At 67.2% G+C, this 20,632-nt stretch carries 19 protein-coding genes; 5 read left to right on the top strand and 14 right to left on the bottom strand.

Translation table 11 applies throughout. From position 1 onward, the window contains the following. Positions 1–134 precede the first annotated feature (134 nt). The 3 genes from RMCB_RS13215 to RMCB_RS13205 are packed head-to-tail and all read left to right on the top strand — an operon-like array spanning position 135 to position 3,155. On the top strand, positions 135–1,166 hold the full coding sequence (locus RMCB_RS13215) for a phosphotransferase family protein (RefSeq protein ID WP_062829518.1): 1,032 nt from the start codon (positions 135–137) through the stop codon (positions 1,164–1,166). Then, positions 1,166–1,927, top strand: a complete 762-nt coding sequence (locus RMCB_RS13210; protein WP_062829139.1) for an SDR family NAD(P)-dependent oxidoreductase — start codon at positions 1,166–1,168, stop codon at positions 1,925–1,927. The genes RMCB_RS13215 and RMCB_RS13210 overlap by 1 nt, the downstream gene beginning before the upstream one ends. Before the next feature lie 22 nt (positions 1,928–1,949). Next, positions 1,950–3,155 (top strand): acyl-CoA dehydrogenase family protein, encoded by a 1,206-nt coding sequence (locus RMCB_RS13205; RefSeq protein ID WP_062829138.1) that lies wholly within the window; start codon positions 1,950–1,952, stop codon positions 3,153–3,155. Position 3,156: 1 nt separating this feature from the next. On the opposite strand, the gene RMCB_RS13200 is transcribed toward RMCB_RS13205, so the two are convergent. Both RMCB_RS13200 and RMCB_RS13195 read right to left on the bottom strand, forming a co-directional pair. Beyond that, positions 3,157–3,981, bottom strand: a complete 825-nt coding sequence (locus RMCB_RS13200; RefSeq protein ID WP_062829137.1) for a PucR family transcriptional regulator — start codon at positions 3,979–3,981, stop codon at positions 3,157–3,159. Between the two features lie 22 nt (positions 3,982–4,003). Further along, positions 4,004–4,366 (bottom strand): RsbRD N-terminal domain-containing protein, encoded by a 363-nt coding sequence (locus tag RMCB_RS13195; protein WP_131805520.1) that lies wholly within the window; start codon positions 4,364–4,366, stop codon positions 4,004–4,006. A gap of 172 nt (positions 4,367–4,538) precedes the next feature. Here RMCB_RS13195 and hchA point away from each other — a divergent pair, with 172 nt between their 5' ends. Further along, positions 4,539–5,420: a glyoxalase III HchA gene (hchA, locus tag RMCB_RS13190; RefSeq protein WP_029369593.1), complete on the top strand. Its 882-nt coding sequence runs from the start codon at positions 4,539–4,541 to the stop codon at positions 5,418–5,420. A 121-nt stretch (positions 5,421–5,541) separates the two neighbouring features. Here the strand turns inward: hchA and RMCB_RS13185 are convergent, their stop codons facing one another. From RMCB_RS13185 to RMCB_RS13130, 12 genes are all read right to left on the bottom strand, one after another. Next, positions 5,542–6,363 (bottom strand): BtpA/SgcQ family protein, encoded by an 822-nt coding sequence (locus tag RMCB_RS13185; RefSeq protein ID WP_029369592.1) that lies wholly within the window; start codon positions 6,361–6,363, stop codon positions 5,542–5,544. Positions 6,364–6,408: 45 nt separating this feature from the next. After that, a complete protein-coding gene (locus RMCB_RS13180) occupies positions 6,409–7,179 on the bottom strand; it encodes an SDR family NAD(P)-dependent oxidoreductase (RefSeq protein ID WP_029369591.1) in 771 nt (256 codons plus the stop codon). A gap of 29 nt (positions 7,180–7,208) precedes the next feature. After that, the gene (locus tag RMCB_RS13175) at positions 7,209–8,285 is read right to left on the bottom strand and encodes an ABC transporter ATP-binding protein (RefSeq protein ID WP_062829134.1); all 1,077 of its coding nucleotides are present in this window, start codon (positions 8,283–8,285) and stop codon (positions 7,209–7,211) included. Between the two features lie 22 nt (positions 8,286–8,307). Then, entirely contained in the window at positions 8,308–9,123 is an 816-nt protein-coding gene (locus RMCB_RS13170; RefSeq protein WP_029369589.1) for a carbohydrate ABC transporter permease, read from the bottom strand. After that, a complete protein-coding gene (locus RMCB_RS13165) occupies positions 9,120–9,971 on the bottom strand; it encodes a carbohydrate ABC transporter permease (RefSeq protein WP_062829517.1) in 852 nt (283 codons plus the stop codon). The genes RMCB_RS13170 and RMCB_RS13165 overlap by 4 nt, the downstream gene beginning before the upstream one ends. A gap of 60 nt (positions 9,972–10,031) precedes the next feature. Further along, positions 10,032–11,357, bottom strand: a complete 1,326-nt coding sequence (locus tag RMCB_RS13160; RefSeq protein WP_029369587.1) for an ABC transporter substrate-binding protein — start codon at positions 11,355–11,357, stop codon at positions 10,032–10,034. A 29-nt stretch (positions 11,358–11,386) separates the two neighbouring features. After that, the gene (locus tag RMCB_RS13155; protein ID WP_062829133.1) at positions 11,387–12,868 is read right to left on the bottom strand and encodes an FGGY-family carbohydrate kinase; all 1,482 of its coding nucleotides are present in this window, start codon (positions 12,866–12,868) and stop codon (positions 11,387–11,389) included. Next, positions 12,865–13,680: a DeoR/GlpR family DNA-binding transcription regulator gene (locus RMCB_RS13150; protein WP_029369585.1), complete on the bottom strand. Its 816-nt coding sequence runs from the start codon at positions 13,678–13,680 to the stop codon at positions 12,865–12,867. Before RMCB_RS13150 ends, RMCB_RS13155 begins: the two co-directional genes overlap by 4 nt. Positions 13,681–13,852: 172 nt before the next feature. Further along, positions 13,853–14,332, bottom strand: coding sequence for a pyridoxamine 5'-phosphate oxidase family protein (locus tag RMCB_RS13145; RefSeq protein WP_062829132.1), 480 nt, complete (start codon positions 14,330–14,332; stop codon positions 13,853–13,855). A 13-nt stretch (positions 14,333–14,345) separates the two neighbouring features. Then, the gene (locus RMCB_RS13140) at positions 14,346–14,570 is read right to left on the bottom strand and encodes a hypothetical protein (protein ID WP_062829131.1); all 225 of its coding nucleotides are present in this window, start codon (positions 14,568–14,570) and stop codon (positions 14,346–14,348) included. A 38-nt stretch (positions 14,571–14,608) separates the two neighbouring features. Next, positions 14,609–15,214, bottom strand: a complete 606-nt coding sequence (locus RMCB_RS13135) for a TetR/AcrR family transcriptional regulator (RefSeq protein WP_062829130.1) — start codon at positions 15,212–15,214, stop codon at positions 14,609–14,611. Next, on the bottom strand, positions 15,201–16,070 hold the full coding sequence (locus tag RMCB_RS13130; RefSeq protein WP_062829129.1) for an oxygenase MpaB family protein: 870 nt from the start codon (positions 16,068–16,070) through the stop codon (positions 15,201–15,203). The genes RMCB_RS13135 and RMCB_RS13130 overlap by 14 nt, the downstream gene beginning before the upstream one ends. Positions 16,071–16,179: 109 nt before the next feature. Between RMCB_RS13130 and RMCB_RS13125 the strand changes: the two genes are divergently transcribed. Next, the gene (locus tag RMCB_RS13125) at positions 16,180–20,559 is read left to right on the top strand and encodes an AAA family ATPase (protein ID WP_109784295.1); all 4,380 of its coding nucleotides are present in this window, start codon (positions 16,180–16,182) and stop codon (positions 20,557–20,559) included. The last annotated feature ends 73 nt before the right edge of the window (positions 20,560–20,632 follow it).

Below are 20,632 nucleotides of genomic sequence, written 5' to 3'. Positions count from 1 at the left end.
GCCTCGTCAGCGCTGTTGACAGATGCTGTTGACAAAACAGCAGCGCTCACCGCACCATGGGGATACCGAACCCTATCGAGCGTTCGGTCGGGACCCGCAAATCGTGTCCCACCACCCGCAGAACGGAACACCTCATGACCGATGTCGAATCGCTGCTGCACCCGGCCCGACTGGGCCCCGCCCTGGCCGACGTCACGCTCGACAATCGCTGGGCCACGTTCAAGGCCAGGCTCATCGCCGGCGGAAAGTCGAACCTGACCTTCGAACTGACTTCTGCCGCAGGCGAATTGATCCTCCGTCGACCACCGCAGGGGCCCCTGCTGCCGAGTGCGCACGACATGGCCCGCGAGGCGCGCGTGCAGCGAGCACTGGCACCGACATCCGTGCCGGTCGCATCGGTCGTCTACGCCGAGACCACCGCGCAGACGCTCAAAACCCCGTTCTATGTCATGGAGAGAGTCGCAGGCCACGCCATCCGCGACGCCATGCCGGCCGATTACGCGACGGCGCCGGCGGATCGGCACAAGATCGCCGACGCCCTCATCGACACACTGGCCGATCTCCACGGCATCGAGCCCGCATCCGTCGGCCTCGACGACTACGGCCGGCCGGAGGGTTTCCTGGCCCGTCAGGTCACCCGCTGGCGAAAGCAGTCGCTGGCCAGTCGTTCCCGCGATGTGCCCGCCCTGGATGCCCTGGCGACCGCCCTGGAGGCGGACCTGCCGGCCAGCCCGCCACCGGCCATCGTGCACGGCGACTTCCGGCTGGACAACTGCCTCATGGACCCGACCGATCCCGGTCGCGTCGCCGCGGTGCTGGACTGGGAGCTGTCGACGGTCGGCGATCCGCTCACCGACCTCGGTCTGCTGATGTTCTACTGGCCGCAGGCAGGCGAACCGCAGATCCCGCTGGTGCCGACGGTCACCACGCAGGAGGGATTCCCGCCGCGGTCATATCTGTTGTCCCGCTATGCGGAACGGACCGGACGTGACGTCTCGGCGGTACCGTTCTACGAAGCGTTCGCCCGGTTCAAGTTCGCCGTCATCATCCAGGGCGTCGCGGCCCGCTCGGCCGCGGGAATGATGGCAGGCCAGGATTTCGGCGAGGTGGAAAGCGAAGTCGTCCAGCTCGCCGAGGCCGGCCTGGCCGCCCTGGAGGCGGTGTGATGGAGAGCGTCATCGACCGGTTCCGGTTGGACGGGCGGGTCGCGGTGGTGACCGGGGCGAGCTCAGGCCTGGGAGCTGGATTCGCCCGGGCACTCGTCGACGCCGGCGCACGCGTCGTGCTCGGAGCCCGGCGCGAGGACCAACTCCACACGCTGGCAAGTGAATTCGATACAGATGTGGTCCGCACTCGGCGCACCGACGTCACCGATCCGCAAGATTGCACGGCGCTGGCCGAGCTGGCGATCACCGAATTCGGCCGTCTCGACGTCCTGGTCAACAATGCCGGGGTCGGCACCGCGGTGCCCGCACTGCGGGAAACCCCCGACGAGTTCCGCGGCGTCGTCGACGTCAACCTCATGGGCACGTACTGGATGGCCCAGGCCGCCGCCCGGGTGATGAGACCCGGATCGAGCATCGTAAACATTGCCAGCGTGCTCGGCTTGATCAAATCCTATGCGCCGCAAGCGGCGTACGCGTCGAGCAAGGCCGCGGTCATGGGCCTGACCCGGGACCTGTCCCAGCAGTGGTCGGGCCGCAAGGGCATCCGGGTCAACTCCATCGCGCCCGGATACTTCGAGAGTGAGATGACCGCGGCGATTCCCGGTGACCAACTCGCCGCGTTTGTCGACCAGACCTCGACGCTCAAACGCGTCGGCCGCCAACACGAACTCGATACCGCCCTGATCTTTCTGGCCAGCGACGCGTCGACCTACATCACCGGAATCACGCTGCCCGTCGACGGCGGCATGTCCGGCCACTGAACCCTCGGACAAGGAGCACATCATGGATTTCAGCCCGTCACCACGTACCACCGAGCTCGCCGAGAAGGTGTGGGACTTCATGCGCGAGAAGGTGTTTCCCGCCGAATCGGTCTACCGGGACTGGCGCGCGGCGAACTCTGCGCACGCGCGGCCACCCGTCCTCGAGGAACTCAAGACCGAAGCCAAGCGGCGGGGGCTGTGGAACCTGTTCCTGCCGCATGAATCAGGGCTCAGCAACACCGAATACGCCGCGATCGCCGAGATCACCGGGTGGTCGCCCGTCATCGCCCCCGAGGTGATGAACTGCAACGCGCCCGACACCGGCAACATGGAAACGTTGTTGATGTTCGGCACCGACGAGCAGAAGAAGCAGTGGCTCGAACCCCTTCTGGCAGGCGACATCAGGTCTGCGTTCGCCATGACGGAGCCGGCAGTGGCCAGCTCCGACGCCCGCAACATCACCACCTCGATAACCCGCGACGGCGACGAGTACGTCATCAATGGCCGCAAGTGGTGGATCACCGGCGTCGCCGACGAGGCGTGTCAGATCTTCATCGTGATGGGCAAGACCGATCCTGACGCCGCGCCGCACCGGCAACAGTCCATGGTGCTGGTCCCCCGCGACACCCCGGGACTCCAGATCGTCCGGCATCTACCGATTTTCGGGTATCAGGATCAGCACGGGCATTCCGAGATCGTGTTCGACAACGTCCGCGTCCCGGTGACCAACGTGCTCTCGGGCGAGGGCGACGGGTTCATGATCGCCCAGGCACGTCTGGGTCCGGGCCGCATCCACCACGCCATGCGGGCCATCGGGATGGCCGAACGTGCATTGGCGCTCATGGTCGATCGCGCCCAGAACCGCGAGGCGTTCGGCGGACCGCTTGCCGAGCAGGGCGTGGTGCGTGACCTCATCGCCCAGTCCCGCATCGAGATCGACCAGGCCCGTCTGCTGGTGCTGCACACCGCATGGCTGATCGACCGGTACGGCGCGCGCGGGGCCGCGACCGAGATCGCCGCCATCAAGGTCGCGGCGCCGAACATGGCCACCCGGGTGATCGACCGCGCCATCGAGGTGTTCGGCGGCGGCGGGGTCAGCGACGATTACCCGCTCGCCTACTTCTACAGCTGGGCGCGGGTGCTGCGGATCGTCGACGGCCCCGACGCGGTTCACCGGCGCACGGTGGCCCGCAACGAGCTGCGCCGCGAACGCCCGTACGTCGGATAGCTCACGGCACCGAGATCCGGCATTCCGGCAGGCGTCGGACGGCGTCCAGGGCGATGTACAGCTCGGCGGAATCGAGCCGCCGGTCGAAGGACCGGCCGGACAGCTGCTCGATGCGGCGCAGGCGGTAGCGGACCGTGTTCGGGTGGCAGTACAGCCGCTCGGCGGCCTCGCTGGCAGAGCCGTCGACCGCGAAGTAGGTGGCCATTGTCGTGAGCAGCAGCTCGCGGTCGGCCTCGGGCAGGTCGAGCAGCTCACCCAGGATCTGCTTACTGATGGTCGCTGCCGTCGACGGTGCGCCGACCACCAACATCGGCAGCGGCGCATCGTCGAACACCGTCACACGGGCCACGCCGGCCTGGGCACCGGCAAGCGCGTTGCGCGCCAGGTGCAACGCCTGCGGCGTCTGATCCAGCCGGGTGTAGGACGGGCTCACGCCGACGGCCCCGACGGCGAGCACTCGCAACGCGTCGACCAGTTCGGTCAGGCCATCGGCACCGCGCATCGACACGATTCCGATGTGCAGATCGGGGGTGAGCCGCCACGCTGACCCGATGTCCCGGGCCCGCAGCACCGGTTCCACGTTGGGTAGCGCGTGCCGGGCCAGGCCCGGGGCATCGGCCACGACGACCGCAAAGGTGCCCTGATACGGCAGGGCCAGCAGGTCGGCGGCATCGAGGATGGTCTTGGTGTCACCGGTGCCGCCGCCCTGCAACACTGCCTCGACCAGCGCAGAACGCTCCTGATCGCGCTGCACCATCAGCAGGGCCGCGGTCTCGCTGAACGAGTTCATCATCGCGGTGGTGAAGGCGTCGTGAAAGGACCACACCTCACCGACGATCCCGACGAGGTCAGCGTCGGTGACCCGTGTCGGTGCGCGCAGCTTCGGTCACGATCATCTCCCACATACAGGCGAACGAATGCCGAAATGCGGTCTGCACCATCGCCAGCGGAACACCTTGTTCAGCACGCCTGCGCCCGGTCTGCCGCGGCGCATCGAGATCGAGCCACGGCTCGTGCGCGACGTGGCGAATCATGAATTCCAGGTTGGTGCGGCACGACGTGTAGAGATCGTCGGGTGGCACGACGTCGTCGGACCGGTACACCTCGATGTTGTCGCGGATGCGGTCGACCAGCACCTGCGCCAACTCATCGACGCGGGGCAGCATCGCTGCCGCGAGCGTCGCACCGGCGTCGGGAATGGGAGCGCGCACGATGCCAGGGTATGCGGACACCCGTCCCGTGCGACCAAAGTTGTGCCGGTGGACTTGTGCCGGTGGACAAACGACGCCTGGCCGGTCTTGTTTGGCACACCATCGACTGGGGCAACCCGCGACGACCACGATGGAGAAAGACCGACAACCGAGAAGAAAGCAGGTGGACGCCGTGGCAGCCAATGCAGACGATCTGAGCAGGGAACCGACGCCGGACCCTGCCGAAGACAACGCCTTCTTCCCGTCGCCGTACTCGCTGAGCCAGTACACCACCGCCAAGACCGACTTCGCAGGCGTCAAGCACAAGGACGCCTACACCGGCGGCAGGTGGAAGGTGCTCATGATCGCCGCCGAAGAACGCTACGTGCTGCTGGAGAACGGCAAGATGTTCTCGACCGGCAACCACCCGATCGAGATGCTCCTCCCACTGCACCACCTGATGGAGGCCGGCTTCGAGATCGACATCGCCACGCTGTCGGGCTACCCCGCCAAGCTGGAACTGTGGGCCATGCCCCGCGAGGACCAGGCGGTCATGTCGACCTACGAGGCGCTCAAGCCCAAGCTCAAGCAGCCAAAGAAACTTGCCGACGTAATCGCCGATGACCTCGGCCCGGACTCCGACTATCTCGCGGTGTTCATCCCGGGGGGTCATGCCGCCGTGGTGGGCCTGCCTTCGAGTAAGGATGTGGAGCAGACGCTCGATTGGGCCCTGGCCAACGACAAGTTCATCATCACCCTGTGCCATGGCCCGGCCGCGTTGCTGGCGGGTGCTCTCGGCAAGCAGGAATCGCCGTTCAAGGGCTACTCAGTGTGCGTCTTCCCGGATGCCCTCGACCAGGGCCCGAACCTCGAGATCGGTTACCTGCCAGGGCATTTGCGGTGGCTGGTCGCCGACCTGCTCGGCAAGCAGGGGCTCACGATCGTCAACGATCAGATGACCGGCCAGGTCCACCGGGACCGCAAGCTGCTCACCGGGGACAGTCCACTGGCCTCGAACAATCTCGGCCTACTCGCCGCCGACGCTCTGGTCGAAGCGGTTCGCGCCGACGGGTAGCCACGCCCGGGCCCGCGAGCAGACACGAAAGTCCGCCAAACGCCGCGCGTCGCGAACTTTCGTGTCTGCTCGGCGGGAGTGCGGCACGCGTGAGCGGTCCCGCCCACGCGTGCCGTCACCCTCACACCAACTGCTCGCGATATGCGCGCGCGTTGCCCATCAACTCTTCCACCCGTGCGCGCTGCGCCCGGTTCTCGAACACACCGTCGGCCTTGAAGTAGGTGCCGACCACCGCGCCGTCGGCGATGGCCAACTGGTCGGCGACGTTCTCGGCACGCACCCCGGTGTTGACGAAGACCGGGACCGCGCCGGCCGCCGCCTTGACCACGCGCAGTGCCTCGAGGTCCGTCGGTGACCCGGCCGTCGCGCCGGATACGCAGATGGCGTCCGGTGCGGTGGCGAACACCGTGGTCCGCGTGATCGACGCGAGATCGCGTGCAGCGAGGTACGTGGCCGACTCCGGCACGATGTTGAAGAGCAGTTTCACGCCGGCCCCACCCACCCGGGCGCGGTGCCGGGCGACCTCGCCCACGTTGGTGTCCCACAACCCGAAGTCACTGGCGTACACGCCGGTGAAGATCTCGCGGACGAATTTCGCCCCGGTCGCCACCGCGAGATCGATGGAGGCCCGCCCGTCCCACAGGACGTTGACCCCGTAGGGCACGGCGATGTTCGGCAGCAGCTCACCGATGATGCGCGCCATGGTGATCGCCGTGATCGGTTCGGTCTTGGTCAGGTACGGCAGGCTGAACTCGTTGCTGAACATCACTGCGTCAACGCCGCCGGACTGCAGGGCATCGAGTTCTTCGCGGGCCCGATCGACGACCGCGGCGATACCGCCCGCGCTGTCATATGCGGGGTCGCCGGGCAGCGCGCTCAGGTGGAGCATGGCGATGACGGGCTTGCGCACATGGAAAACCTCGTCGAGCCAGGTGGTGGTCACTACTTGTACCTTTCTTTTTTGTCTTGCATCACAGTCTGTTTCGGGCTAGTCCATGTAGGCGCCGCCGTTGACGGCCAGAGCCTCGCCGGTGACGAATCGCGCGTCCTCGGAGAGCAGGAAGGCCACGACGCGTGCGACGTCCTCGGGTTGTTCCAGCCGGCCCAGCGGCGTGTCGTCGATCATCATGGTGCGCACGCCCTCGGGGGTGATCCCGCGCAGTTCCGCCTCCCACCCCAATTCCCTTGACTGCATGGGTGTTTCGACATAGCCCGGGCAGACGCAGTTCACGGTGATGCCGTGCTCGCCGAGTTCGTAGGCCATCGCCTGGGTCAGGCCGACGACACCGAACTTCGACGCCACATAGTCGGACAGGAACGGAACCCGACCCTGTTTGCCTGCCATCGATGCCGTGTTCACAATGGCTCCCGCCGTGCCGCTGCGCACCATCGCGCGCGCCGCCGCCTGCCCGCACACGAAGACACCCTTGAGGTTCACATCCATGGTCTGGTCGTAGCGGGCTATCGGAGCGTCGAGGAATTTGTGCATGAAGGAGATGCCGGCGTTGTTGACCCAGGCATCGAGGCCGTGGCGGTCGGCGACCCCGGAGGCCACTGCGGCGGCATCGTCGGGCTCGGTGACGTTGAGCACCGCCGATTCGTGGCCGGCGTCCGGATTGGCCAGTGATGCGGCGACTTCCCGTGCCGCGTCGCCGTTGATATCGGTGACGACGACGCGCCAATCCCGTTGCGCGAGAATGGTGGCGATGGCGCGCCCGATCCCCGAACCTGCGCCGGTCACGACGACTGTCTTGGTCATGAGTGTGGTTCGTTCCTATCCGTTTTCGGTTACTTGCCTGCGCCCGTGAGACGCCGGCCGGTGGCTGGGTCAAATGTGTGGACGGCGCCGGGCCGGGCCGCGAGGGTGACCGCGGCACCCTCACGTATCCCCGACATGCGGGACACCTCTACGACACTGGTGAGCTCGGTGCCACGCGCGTCGATCGTGACGATGGCCCGAGGGCCCAGCAGTTCGACGAGTGTCACGGTGGCCGCGGTCTCGTCGCCGTCGGCGGCGACCGTGGGCACCAGGTCGTCGGGGCGCACACCGAGCGTCACCGCGCCGGACGCCTCGGCCCCCTGCACCCCGAACGCGAAACCGGTTGGCAGCGTGAACGTCTGGCCGTCCAGCCGGCCGTCCACGAGGTTCATCTTGGGGCTGCCCACGAATGCGGCGACGAAGGTGTCGGCCGGGGTGTTGTACACCTCCAGGGGCGTGCCTTCCTGCGCGGTGCGGCCGTCGCGCATGACCACCATGCGGTCCGACAGCGTCATCGCCTCCTCCTGGTCGTGCGTGACGTAGACCGAGGTGATGCCGAGCCGGCGCTGGATCTGCAGCAGCTCAGTGCGCGTTTCGACGCGCAGTTTGGCATCCAGGTTCGACAGCGGTTCGTCGAACAGGAACACCGACGGTTGCCGCACGATGGCGCGGCCGATCGCGACGCGCTGCTGCTGCCCACCGCTGATGTCTTTGGGCTTGCGGGCCAACAACTTTCCCAAGCCGAGCGATTCGGCCACCTCGTCGGCCCGCGCCAGCGCATCGTGCCGGGGCGTCTTCGACGCCCGCAACGGAAACGCGATGTTCTCTCGCACGGTCAGATGCGGGTAGAGCGCGTAGTTCTGGAACACCATCGCGACATCCCGGTCACGCGGCGGCAGGTGGGTGACGTCGCGGTCACCGATCGTGATGGTGCCCGCCGTCACGGTTTCCAGCCCTGCCAGCATGCGTAGTGACGTCGACTTGCCGCAGCCGGACGGCCCGACCAGCACCGTGAACGAACCGTCGGGCAGTTCGAGGTTCAAGTCCTCGACGATGGACGTCGAACCGTAGGACTTGTTGACACCCGAGAATCGGACTGTTGCCATGAAGTGTTGATCACCAACCTTGTCAGAACTTGACCGCGCCGCCGCTGATGCCCTGCACCAGCCTGCGCTGAATGAAAAAGCTTGCTATGACTACCGGTACGACCGCGATGAGGATCGCCGCGCTCATCGAGCCGATCTGGACACCGCGGAACGTGTTGAACCCGGCGATCGCCACCGGCAGGATCGCGGCCTTGCCGGGCGCCAGGATCAGGCCGTAGAACAGGTCGTTCCACGACAGGGTGAACCCGAAGATGGCGGCGGCGCCGATGCCCGGATACACCTGGGGCAGCACCACCATCCGGAACGCCTGGAACCTGGTGAAACCGTCGACCTGGGCCTGCTCCTCCAGCGACCGCGGCACTGCTTCGAAGAAGCCGATCAGGAACCACGTCACCACGGGCAGAACGAAACTCAGGTGCGCAAAGATGACCGGCACCAAGGTGTCGTTGAGCCGCAGCGCGTACGCCATGGTGAGGAACGGGAACACCAGCACCGCCGGCGGCAGCACCTGGGCCGCCAGCATGCCGAACCGGGTCGCGGTGCCGCCGGCCCGATACCGCGCGATCGCGTAGGCGCCCATGCTGCCGACCACCACGCTGATACCGACGGTGACGACGGCGACGACGGCACTGCGGCCGGCCGCGGCCAAGATCCCCGATGTCAACACGTTGCGCCAGCTGTCGAGCACCGGGGTGAACGCGATCAAGAACGGATCATTGAGCTGCTGAGGGGTTTTCACGCTGGCCAGCGCGACCCATACGACCGGGAACAGCACCGTGATGGCCGCGGCCCACAACAGAGCGATCCGGCATACCGTGAGCGCGATCGAATTCCTCATGACTGCTTCGTCTTCTCCATCCGGCGGAACGCGAGCACGATGACAGTGAGCACCACCAGCAGCACCACGAAGGCCATGGACGAGGCGGATCCGAGCCGGAAGAACTGAATTCCGGTCTGGTAGATGAAGTACTGCAAGGTTTCGGTTTCGGTGCCCGGGCCGCCCCGAGTGGTGGCGAACACGTACTCGAACACCTTCATGGCGTCCAGGCACCGCAGCATGATGGCCACGACCAGCACGGGCGCCAGCAGCGGCAGGGTCACCCTCCGCAGGATGTACCAGCCGCCTGCGCCGTCGACGCGCGCAGCCTCCAGCGGTTGGCGCGGAATGGATTCCAGCCCGGCAAGCAGGAGCAGCACCATGAACGGGGTCCACTGCCACACGTCGATGAAGGCGATGGTGAACAGCGCGCGGCCAGGCCCGAAGAAGTCGTAGTCGATACCGATGGCGCGCAACAGATGTGGGATCGCACCGAGCTGATCGTTGAGCAGGAAGCGGAAGATCAGCCCGACGGCGATGGGCGTGATGAACATCGGTGCGAGCAGCATGGACCGCGTGAGATCGCGTGCCCAGCGCTGCTTCTGCAGGGCGAGCGCAATGGCCAGCCCGATGACCAACTCGAGCCCCACCGCCACGAACACAAACAGCGCGGTGATGCCGAACGCGTGCCAGAACTCGCCGTCGCCGAAGGTGTTGACGTAGTTTTTGGCACCCACCAGGTTCGGTGTGCCGTGATTGGTCAGCCGATAGTCGGTGAGGCTCAGGTAGAACGCGTACGCCAGGGGGAAACCGACCACCCCGACGAAAAGCGCAATCAGAGGGGCGACCATGCCGTGTTTGAACTGCATCATGGTCATTGCTCCTTTCGCGGGGTGGTCGGTTTCATGAGGGCAGCTGCGAGGGGTCAGCTAGCCCTGGATCTTCTCGGCCGCGGCCTGTGCGGCGGCCAGCGCGTCGTCGACACTCTTGGTGCCTGCGACGGCCTCGTTGAGCTCGGTGCCGACGGCCTGGATCATCTCCTCGCCGCTGGGACCCTGGCTCAGCGGTGCGGAATTGGCGAGGAGCTTTTCCACCGTCTGGTAGTAGTCCGCGCCGAACTTCCCGTTCAGCACCGCCGGGTCCTTGAGCGTGCTCTGCCGGATCGCGGCGCCGCCCTTCTCGGTGCGGGCGACATCGTGCGGCTTGGCCGTGATCCACGAGGCGAACGCCCAGGCGGCGTCCGAAGCACCGGAGTTGGCCGGGATGGCCCAGCTCCAGGAGCCCAGCACCTGCTTGCCGCCGGGAATCGGCGCCAGCTTGAACTTGCCTGCCGAGGGCCCGGATCCGGGCTCGTTGACGGCGGGTAGCTGCCAGTTGTAGTTGATCATCGACGCGGCCTGCCCGGCGGCCAGCGACCGCTGGGCCTCGTCCATGCTCCAGTTCAGGCTGTTGGGCGGGGCGGCGTTCTTGTAGGTGTCGATGTACGCGGCCAGCGCACGCTTGGCCTGCGGCGTGTTCAGGGTGGGCTTGCCGTCGGGACCGTAGATGGAGCCGCCCGCGGCGAACAGCCAGTTGCCCCATTCCTCGAAGATCTTGTAGCCGCGCTGCGGCTGCATCGCGATACCGGCGTGATCACCGGACTTGAGCGCCTTGCTGGTGCTGACCAGTTGATCCAGGGTGGTCGGGACCGTCTGCTTGGCCTGCGCCAGATCGTCTGTGTTGTAAAGGTATCCGAGCGCGTAGTTGTAGAACGGCACGGCGTAGCGGACCCCGTCGACGGTGGTGATGTCGGTCAGTGGCTTGAAGAAGTCGGCCGCGTCGTAGCCGGGCGTGCTGTCGATACGGGCGTCCAGCGGCTGCAGGAACTTGGCCTTGGCGAAGTCCACCATCCACGGGTTGTCCACCACGATCAGGTCATAGTTCGGGGTGGTGGACTGGAACGAGGACACCAGCTTGTCGCGCATCTGGTCATAGGTCAGCAGCTCGATGTCGACCTTGACGTCTGGGTAGTCCTTGTTGAAGTCGGCCACCATCGATTTGACGATGTCGCTGTCCGGGACGTTCTCCATCAGGATGCGCACGTTGCCGGAGGTGTTCTTCGGGATGTCCCCCGTTCCGGTCCCCTGTGCTTGCTCGGGTCCACCGCTGCCGGCGCAGGAGCTCAGCAACATGGCGACCGCTGACACCAGGGCGATCACGGCAGCCAGAAAGAACGGCCGCCTCCGCCCTGGTGTCGGGTTAGTGGTGATTTTCATTGCGGCACTTATCCTTTCGGTTCTGATTCTCATCGGGGGGCACGGGCGATGGCGTGCGAGATGGGCGCCACCGCGTCGCCGAGGTCGCGCCACGTCGCGTATGCGGCGTCATAGATCGACTTGTGCGCCGGGTCCGGCACATACGGTGCGTCCAGCGTGATGAACCGCGAGACATCCGACCAGTCGTCGAGGGCACCGATGCCGATGGCGGCGATCACGGCGGCGCCCAGAGAGGCGCCGGGATGACCGCGCACCGGCAGCATCTCCAGACCGAGGATGTCGGCGTGGATCTGTTTCCACAGTGTCGATTTCGATCCGCCGTTGGTGATCATCACGCGGCGCAGCGGGAGGCCGATGTCGGCGAATACGTCGATGTGGTGGCGGAATCCGAAAGCGATGGCCTCCAGCACCGAGCGGTACATGTCCGCTCGGGTGTGCCCAAGGTGTAAGCCCGCGAACACGCCTCGCAGGTCCGGGTCGTGGATCGGGCTCTTCTCCCCGAGGAAGTAGGGCAGGCACATGACCTCCGCCGGTGCCCGGCCGGCCGCCTCGGCGTCGAGCGCCGTCAGCTCGACACCGCCGACGAGGGCCTGGAACCAGCGAATGAGGCTGCCGCTGGTGGCCATACAGCCGTTGGGCAGCCACTGCCCCGGAACCGGATGGGCGTCGAGGTAGAGCCGCTCGTCGACCACCCCGGTGTTGCTGGCGGCCAGGATGTCCCCCGCCCCACCGAGTTTCACCAAAGCATCGCCGGGTTGATTGACGCCGGCGGCGTACGCCGAGAGCACGTGGTCGGCACCACCGACCACGAGCGCCGTGCCCGCCCTCAAGCCCGTCAGTTCGGCGGCCGCCGTGCTGAGCTCGCCCACCCTGGTGCCCGGCCGGCACACCGGCGCGAGGGTCGCCGGGTCGATGTCAGCAGCGGCGAGCACAGGTTCAGCCGTCGCCCCGGCGATCGTGAACAACCCGGATTCCAGCGCCCAGTTCTGCTCCACGTGCACCTGCGCACCCAGCGCTGCGAGCACCCAGTCATACGAGCCGACCCAATGCGTGGTGCGGGCATGGACATCCGGCTCGTTCTCGCGCAGCCACACAATGGTCGGAGCCACCGACTGCTGAGTCAGCGCAGAACCGGTCAGACTGACCAGATCGACTGCGGCCACCGACTCGGCGAGCCGGTCGACCTGCCGATGCGCCCTGGCATCGTTCTGAAGAATGCCACGGCGCAACGGTTTTCCCGACTTGTCGATCGGCACCACGGCGGGCACCATGCCCGACGTGGCGATCGCGCCGACCTCGCCGGCGTCGGCGCCCGCGGCAGTGACCACTTCCCGGATCGACTCGACCACGTTCCGATGCCATTGCTCGGTGTCCGCCTCGGCGATGCCAGGCCCCGTCGAGTACAGCGCGGTCTCACGGGAAGCGGTCGCGACGATGCCGTGATCGACATCGAACAGCACCGTCTTGGTGCCCGTGGTGCCGATGTCGACCCCGATGGTGTAGTGGCTCATACCCGGGCCGCCTCAGGGTCGGAGGCCGGATCCTCTTGCCCCGCAACGCAGATCACCTCGACACCCGCATTGCGTGCGGCGACCAGCGCCGGGTGGTCGACAGGTCCGTCGGTGACGATGACGTCGATATCGGTCAGTGCGGCAATGCTGACGAACGTGACGCGTCCGAGCTTGCTGGTGTCCGCCGCGACGATGACCCGGTCCGCACGGCTGCTGGCCACCCGCTTGACCCGGCTCTCGGCCTGGTGATAGTCGGAGATCCCGCGCTCGACGTCGATACCCGCGACGCCCATCACGAAGGTGTCGCAGTTGTACTGGGTCAGAGTGTCTTCCGTGGCGGGACCGATCAGGCTCAGCTCGCCGGGACGCAGCTCGCCGCCGGCCAGCACCACCTTGGTGTCCGGCTCGTCGACGAGTTCCACCGCGGCGAGCACGCTGGGAGTGACCACGGTCAGGCCGAGCCCGCGGCCGCGCAGCGACTGCGCCACGGCCAGCGCCGTACTACCGGAATCGAGGATGAGGGTCTCCTCGGGACCGATCAGGTCCGCGACGGCGTCGGCGATGTGGCGTTTCTGCTCGGCAGCGTCGGCCACCCGGGTGGCGAACGACGGCTCGGTGCGCTTGCCGGTCAGCGCGATGACGCCCCCGACCACCCGGCGTACGACACCGAGTGCCTCCAGAGCCTCGACGTCGCGGCGGATGGTCATCTCGGACACGTCGAACTCGGCCGCCAGCTCCGCGTAACCCACCTCGAAATCGGTGCGTACCCGTTCGCTGATGCGATCTCTGCGGGTCTTGGCGTCCACGCTCACACCCGCCACTCGTGTGTAAGTTTCACATCGCGAGGGCGCGAATTCGCCACGCCGACCGCTGAATTGCACATAGCGTGTGAATATATGACAGCTATGGCCCGGTGTCTACGGCTGAGTGTGAATTTTTTTCAGCGAAGTTTTCAGAAAAGTAACGAGGCTGTCCGCCGTGACGTCAGGCGCGCCACGTCAGCACTTCCCCGGCGCCTGCCGTCAACACCGTCCCCGGCATGACGCGCAGCCGGTACGGGCTCAACCGCAGCGCCGCGAAGCCGGGCGACGTGGGCCCGTCCCATCCCGGGATGATCGCCGGGTCGTAACCGACCGGCGCGGGCGCGGTCGCGAAACGGTCCCACACCTGGCGGCGGGTGTCGTCGTCGAGATACCACTCGACCAGACAGTCCGCCGAGCAGGTGTCGTGGCTGGTGGTCCAATAGCTCACCGAGAGATAGGGGTGCGCGGCGAGATCAGCTTTCTTGACCGGCGTGGGCCCGGTGGCGATCCAGCCGAACAGGTCGGTGCCGTCCCACTCCCAGATCGGGTGCAGGATGCGACTGCGCGGGCGCCCATCGGCGTCGACGGTGGCGGCCGAGGCCCACACGATCGAATGGGCCATCTCGACGAAGGCAGGCGCGATGCGCTCCAGTGAGGTCACACGAGCGAGGTTATTACCCGTCGTCGCCCTTGTCGGCGTCTTTGTCCGCGCCCTTGTCGTCCCGGCCGTAGATGGGCTTTCCCTCGTCGTCGAGCCAGTCGTTGACCGCAGTACCCGACACCGTGCCCCCGGTTCCGGGCAGGGTGACGGTCGGCCGGGTGTCGTCGTAGGACTTCATGACCTCTTCGGCCTGTCTGTGGTTTTCCTCGGTGACGTGGAGTTCTTTCTCGGTAGCCATGGGTAACGGCTGCCCAAAAAGCCGGGCCGCCAAACGGCTCAGGCCGAGACCGTGCGCAGCGACGCGGGCACGCTGGGCAGGAAATGCCGAGCCGCGAACGCCCGGATCTCCTCGGCGGTCTGCACCGGCTGGACACCGGGCAGCAACAACACCATCGCCGCGTAGCGCAGGATGGTGTCCGCCAGGTCATTGACCGCCTGCGGGCCGATGCGTTCGGCGAACCCATCCGGGAAGATCACCCGCAGCGCGGCGGCCATCCGCTCGATCGCCGCCCCGTAGTGCCGGTGCATCAGCTCCAGGACCAACGCCGGTTCGTCGACGATCATCTGGTTGAGCACCCGGTGTGTGCGGAATCTCAGGATCGAGAGGGTGAACGCTTCGACATAGTAATTCGATTGCGGCCCGGCGTCTTTCAGTTCGCGCGCGATGTCGGCGAACAATGCCACGTTCTCCCGCTCGATGACGGCGGCCACCAACTCGTCGCGATTGGCGAACCGGCGGTAGATGGTGGTGCGGCTGACGCCTGCGCGGCGGGCCACGTCGTCGAGCGCGACCCGGCGGAAACCGTGCCGTTCGAATTCGGCAAGGGCCGCGTCCAGGATCCGCCGGGTCGATTCCGACCCCGTCGGGTCAGCCGCGGGCATAGCCCCTCTGGGCGAAACGGTTGTAGCGCACGCTCATCGGCAGATGGTCCCACACCCAGTTGACCGGAGCCGACCGCCAGAACGCGGCGAACCGTTGATAGTTGCGCTCCTGGCGCTCCGACCACGGCAGCTGCAGCAGATCGCGGGCGCGCGGCGGCAGGCCGCCCGTCGTCAGGAAAGCCGCGACCGGGTTGAACACCGTCGCCACCACCCGCCACAGGACCGGGTGCACGGCCCTGGGGCACGGGAAGCCCTTGGTGACGTAGCCGACGCCGTATCGCGCGCTCTTGTGCGCGACGGCGACCTCATTCATCATCCGGTCCCAGTACCGCTCGAACTCGGCGTAGTCGGCGGGCATGGGCCGGTCGCTGACGCCGTAGCGGCGGTACCAGGTCTTCGATTCGAGATAGATCTGCTCCTTCTCCTCGCGGGTCAACCGCTTGACGAAGGTGTCGGCGAAGTAGAGCACCTGCTCGACGAATGTCGCGTGCGCCCAGAAGTAGGTGTCGGGATCCAAGGCGTGATAGCGCGACACCGGCTCCCCGTCGGGGCCGGGCATGACGCCCTTGACGTGGTGATGGAAGTCGCGGACCTGGGTGCCCGCGTTGTCGTCCTCGGTCCCGTAGACGGTCCGGAAGATCGGCGGCACAGTGCGTTTGAGCCGTTCGGCGGTATCGGAGAAGAACGTCGAATGATCCAGCACGCCCTGGCCGAGCTCGGCGAGCATGTTCTGCAACACCGCGGGCCGAGGACCGATCAGGTACATCCGGTTGTCGCCGAAGTACTTCCACACCAGCGATTGCGGGCCCAGCGGCAGGGCGTCGGCTTGCTGCGACGGTTCGGCCAGTTCGGTCATAGACACAGTGTTACAAATTTTGAACTTTGTTCCAATGCGTGTGGCGCAACTCACGGCAACCTCGACGAGCTTTCTCATCGCCGCACTCCAGCGGGCATCGCTCACTACGATGAGTGCACGTTTGCGGGGGGCGGAAGGAACGGTGGCCGTGACCGCTCCGGTACTCGACCTCGACGGACGCGTCGTCGGACGCGCCGCGGAGTCGAGCGCGCTACGCGCCGCCATCACCGATGCAGAACGCAACGGCGGCCGCTGTGTCCTGGTCAGCGGCGCGCCCGGCGTGGGCAAATCGACCCTCGTGCAGGCCTTCGGTGCCGAGCTCGCCCAACGCAACTGCGTCTTCGCCTACGGTCGGTGCCGCGACGGCGCCCCGGCGCCCTATGCGGCACTGGGAGAGGCCTTCAGCTCGATCGTGCATGCCATGGACACCACCGGCCCGGCCGAACGGGACAGCTGGCGTGCCGACCTCGCCACCGGCATGGCGGCCCTGTCCGGCGTCCTGTCCGAGCTCGTACCGGACCTCGGGCAGGTGCTCGGACAGCCGTCCGCGACCGGCGATCGCGAGGCCGCCGACCCACGCCGCCGGCTGCACCGCGCGGCCATCAGGCTGATCTCCGAAACCGCCTCCTACCGTCCGGTGGTGCTCGCGATCGACGATCTGCAGTGGGCGGACCACGACTCGCTGCTGATGCTCTCCGAGCTGCTCGCGGTGTCGTTGCGCAATGTCTTGGTGCTCGGCGCGCACCGGGCCGGCGAGTTCGATCCGAACAGCGCGGGCCTGCCCACGGCCGGGTTGTCCAGCATCCGGCTCGCGCCGCTGTCCCGCGACACCGTCGAAGAGCTGCTGGCCGGTGTGTGCGGCCGCGCCGTCGAAATCGGCGACGTCGCCGCCGAATTCCACCATCGCACCGGCGGCAACCCGCTGCAGGTCCGCCAGTTGCTGTACCGCGCGCAGCGGGAAGGCGCGCTCAGCCCGGTCGGCGCGAGCGGGCGTCCCAGCTGGGATCTGCGGGTGTTGTCCTCGATCGAGGTCACCGACTCGGCCGCCGAGTTCCTCAACCGCTACCTCGACCAGCTGCGCCCGGCGCACCGCGCGGTGCTGAGCACGCTGACCTGCATCGGTGGTGAATTCGACCTCGCCGACGCGACCACGGCGGCCGCGCAGCCCACCGACCTCGTCGCACAGGCACTGTGGTCGGCCCTGGAGCTCAGGCTGCTCGAAGCCGTCGACAGCCGCGGTCAGCGCATCGCCAACACCATCAGCCACGACGCCCGCTACCGGTTCAGCCACGACCGGGTTGCCGAGGCGGCCCGCGAAGACCTCTCCGACGACATCGCCCGCGATACGCACCTGAGGCTCGGCAGGCAACTCGTCGAGCAGGGCGACGAGCGGCTGTTCGAGGCCGCGCGGCACCTCGGCATCGGCGGACACGGCCTGGCCGACGACGCCGAGCGCATCCGGTTCGTCGACGTGCTGCGGCGGGCGGCGCGTAAGGCCAGGGCGCAGGCGTCGTTTCCGCTGGCGCTGACATACTGCCGCAACGGGCTGGACCTCCTGGGCGACGAGCGTTGGACCCGGTACTTCGACGTCGCCCGGGAACTGCAGCTCGAGGCGGCCGAAGCCGCGCTGCTGGTCGGTGACGTGGCGGAGTTGCACACATTGCTGGACGAGGCCGAGGCCGGCTTGCGCGAACCGGCCGACCGCACACGGCTGGCATATCTGCGGCTCAAGGGACGCATGGCCCAGAACCGGTTGCAGGAAGCGCTCGACACCGGGTTACGCGCACTCGACGAGCTCGGCGAGACGCTGCCGAGCGACGCAGGCAAACCACGAATGGTCAACGCGCTCTTGCGGATGCGCTTGGCGGTGCGGCACTGGAGCACCGACCAATTGCTCGAGTTGCCCCGATGTGAGGACCGGCGCGTGGTGGAAACCCAGCGCATTCTCGCCGAGCTGCGCAGCCTGTCCTACATCGCGCGGCCCAACCTGTTCCCGCTCATCGTGCGCAAGCAGCTGGACCTGACCCTCGCGCACGGCCATACGCCGTCACTGCCACTGGTGCTGGTCAGCTACGGCGTGCTGCTGGTGCTGACCGGGGACCGCGCAGGCGCGCAACGGTTCGGAGAGACCGCGCTGCTGCTCACCGAGCGGCCCGAATTCCGCGATGCCCGGCCCGAGACGCTGTTCATGCACCTGAACTTCATCCGGCACTGGCGGCACCCACTGCGCGACGGCTTCGGCCAGCTGCGCGACGCAGTGACCGAGGCGCTCGACCACGGCGACCAGGAATATGCGGGATTCCTTGGCGCCGTTCTGCTTTCGCAGTACTTCTGGATCGGCCGGCCGCTGGCCGAGATCGACGAACTCGCGCAGACCCTGATCCCGGAGATCTGGTCGCAGCCGGTGCCGCGAGGGTTGTGTCAGGCCGTCCAGCAGATCTGCCTGAACATGATGGGGCGCAGCGAGGATCCGTTCCTGCTGGCCGGCGAGAGTGGCTACGACGAGCGGGTGGCCCTGCCCGCGGCCCGCCGCGAGGGCGACGAGGTGGCCCTCGGCGCCGCGGCGACGATGCGCCTCGGCCTGCACTTCTGGGCCGGTGACTACGCCGGGGCGGTCGAGGTCGCCGACGACGCCGTCGAGCACATCGGCGGCATGGAGGGCACCGCCATCATGCAGCTCGTGCACATGGTGAATGCGTTGAGCCGCATCCACGTTGCGCCCGACGCGCGCTCGACCCGCCGCTGTGCACACCGCGCTCTGACACTGCATCGCAAGTGGGCGGCGGAATCACCGGCAAACTACGCGGCGCCCTGCGCACTGATCGAGGGCACCTGGGCACACGCCCGCGGCAGGCACCAGACGGCCGAACTCGCCCTGCACCGAGCCATGGAACTCGCCGACGAGCACCAGCTGCCGCTGATCGCCGCGGCAGCCCACGAGCAAGCCGCGATCCTCTACGCCGACACCGGCCGCAGCCGGCTCAGCGAGCACATGCTGCGCACGGCGTATCAGCGGTTTTCCACACTGGGTCTGACGCTGCGCACCGAGCGGCTGGCCCGCGCCCATCCGTGGCTGCTCAGCCGCGATCTCGTCACGCCGGATTCGGCAGGCATCGATCCGGCGGGCGCCCATCATCTGGCGCGCGCCCTGTCCGCGGCACGCAGCGCCGACAGCCTGGCCGACATCGTGCTGCGGACGGTCGCCGACACGACCGGTGCCCACCGCGTCCTGCTGCTCACCGGTGAGCCCGAGCATCTCAGTGTGCGGACCGTGCTCGACGGCGCCGAGATCACGCCGGTCGAAGGACCATGGACCGAGGTGGCCTACGACCGCGCCCTGGTGCGCCGCGTCGTCGACTGCGGCACGCCGCTGATCGTGGCCGCCGACTCGACGCGGCGCCCCGGGCCCAACGGCCAGCGCCACCCGGTGCCGTCGGTGCTGGCGGCACCGATTCGCCTGCAGGACAACATCATCGGCATGGTCTATGCCGAACATGACGATCCCGCACAGCATTTCGGCGCACATCACGAAGAAGCGGTCTCGTTCGTCTGCGACCAGGCCGCCGCGCCGATGTGGAACTTTCAGCTCGAGGCGCAGCTGCAGGCCGCCGATGAATACCGCCGCTCGCTGATGGACGCGCAGTCCAAGTTCGTGCCCAACGAACTGCTGCGCATCCTCGACATCGACGATCTGCGCCGCGTGCACAGCGGCTACCGCGTCGAGCGTGAGATGACCGTGCTGATCTCCGATATCCGCGGCTACACAACCCTTTTGGAGGACATGAACGTCTCCGACGCCAGCAATCTGGCGATGGGCTTCCTGCGTGCGGTCGAGTTGCCGATCATCAGCTGCAACGGCATGATCCAGGACGTCCGCGGTGACGAGATCGTCGCGGTGTTCGAATCGGAAACCGACGCCGTACGGGGCGGTCTGGCCATGCTGCGGTCGCTGCGCGAGCACAATCGTGACCGGCTCGCGCACGGATCGGAGGAGCTTCAGGTCGGCATCGGTATCAATACCGGCCGCGTCGGGGTAGGTCTCGTCGGTGGCGTCAACCGCATGGTCCTGACCATCATCGGCGACGCCGTGAACGTTGCCGCACGCATCGAGAGCACCAACAAGCGTTACGGCACCGCGCTGCTCATCTCCGACGCGACCTACGCACGCGTCGCGGCGGCAGGCCAGTTCGCGATCCGCCGGATGGAACGGGTGATGGTGGTCAACCGGCGCCGCCCGGTGACCATCTACGAGGTGTACGACGAGGATCCGCCGTCGTTGCGGGAGGCAAAACGCGCCGCACAGCCGATGTTCGACGAGGCATTCGGCTTGTTCGACGCGGGTGACGCCGCGCGAGCACGGGCCGCGTTCGAGAAATGCCGCCAGCTGCTGCCCGAGGACACCGTTGCCACGCTGCACGTCGCGCACTGCGATGCCGTCGTCCGCGGTGACATGTCCCCTGGTCAAGAGGTCGCCCTCGCGCAGAAGTAGCTACGTCAATCGGCCCTCGACGGCCCGGATCCTCTGCCATGATTTGGACCACACTCGTCGAGGGGGTCGCAGC

The organism is Mycolicibacterium brisbanense, assembly GCF_001570425.1.
Lineage (GTDB): Bacteria > Actinomycetota > Actinomycetes > Mycobacteriales > Mycobacteriaceae > Mycobacterium > Mycobacterium brisbanense.
The sequence above is the reverse complement of the archived record's forward strand: the minus strand, read 5'-3'. Positions and strand labels throughout refer to the sequence as shown.

What these genes read in the sequence shown, in the direction of transcription:
- RMCB_RS13215 (WP_062829518.1), top strand. Translation starts at nt 135, where the DNA reads ATGACCGATGTCGAATCGCTGCTGCACCCGGCCCGACTGGGCCCCGCC.
- RMCB_RS13210 (WP_062829139.1), top strand. Translation starts at nt 1,166, where the DNA reads ATGGAGAGCGTCATCGACCGGTTCCGGTTGGACGGGCGGGTCGCGGTG.
- RMCB_RS13205 (WP_062829138.1), top strand. Translation starts at nt 1,950, where the DNA reads ATGGATTTCAGCCCGTCACCACGTACCACCGAGCTCGCCGAGAAGGTG.
- RMCB_RS13180 (WP_029369591.1), bottom strand. Translation starts at nt 7,179, where the DNA reads ATGACCAAGACAGTCGTCGTGACCGGCGCAGGTTCGGGGATCGGGCGC.
- RMCB_RS13175 (WP_062829134.1), bottom strand. Translation starts at nt 8,285, where the DNA reads ATGGCAACAGTCCGATTCTCGGGTGTCAACAAGTCCTACGGTTCGACG.
- RMCB_RS13170 (WP_029369589.1), bottom strand. Translation starts at nt 9,123, where the DNA reads ATGAGGAATTCGATCGCGCTCACGGTATGCCGGATCGCTCTGTTGTGG.
- RMCB_RS13165 (WP_062829517.1), bottom strand. Translation starts at nt 9,971, where the DNA reads ATGCAGTTCAAACACGGCATGGTCGCCCCTCTGATTGCGCTTTTCGTC.
- RMCB_RS13160 (WP_029369587.1), bottom strand. Translation starts at nt 11,357, where the DNA reads ATGAAAATCACCACTAACCCGACACCAGGGCGGAGGCGGCCGTTCTTT.
- RMCB_RS13155 (WP_062829133.1), bottom strand. Translation starts at nt 12,868, where the DNA reads ATGAGCCACTACACCATCGGGGTCGACATCGGCACCACGGGCACCAAG.
- RMCB_RS13140 (WP_062829131.1), bottom strand. Translation starts at nt 14,570, where the DNA reads ATGGCTACCGAGAAAGAACTCCACGTCACCGAGGAAAACCACAGACAG.
- RMCB_RS13135 (WP_062829130.1), bottom strand. Translation starts at nt 15,214, where the DNA reads ATGCCCGCGGCTGACCCGACGGGGTCGGAATCGACCCGGCGGATCCTG.
- RMCB_RS13130 (WP_062829129.1), bottom strand. Translation starts at nt 16,070, where the DNA reads ATGACCGAACTGGCCGAACCGTCGCAGCAAGCCGACGCCCTGCCGCTG.
- RMCB_RS13125 (WP_109784295.1), top strand. Translation starts at nt 16,180, where the DNA reads ATGAGTGCACGTTTGCGGGGGGCGGAAGGAACGGTGGCCGTGACCGCT.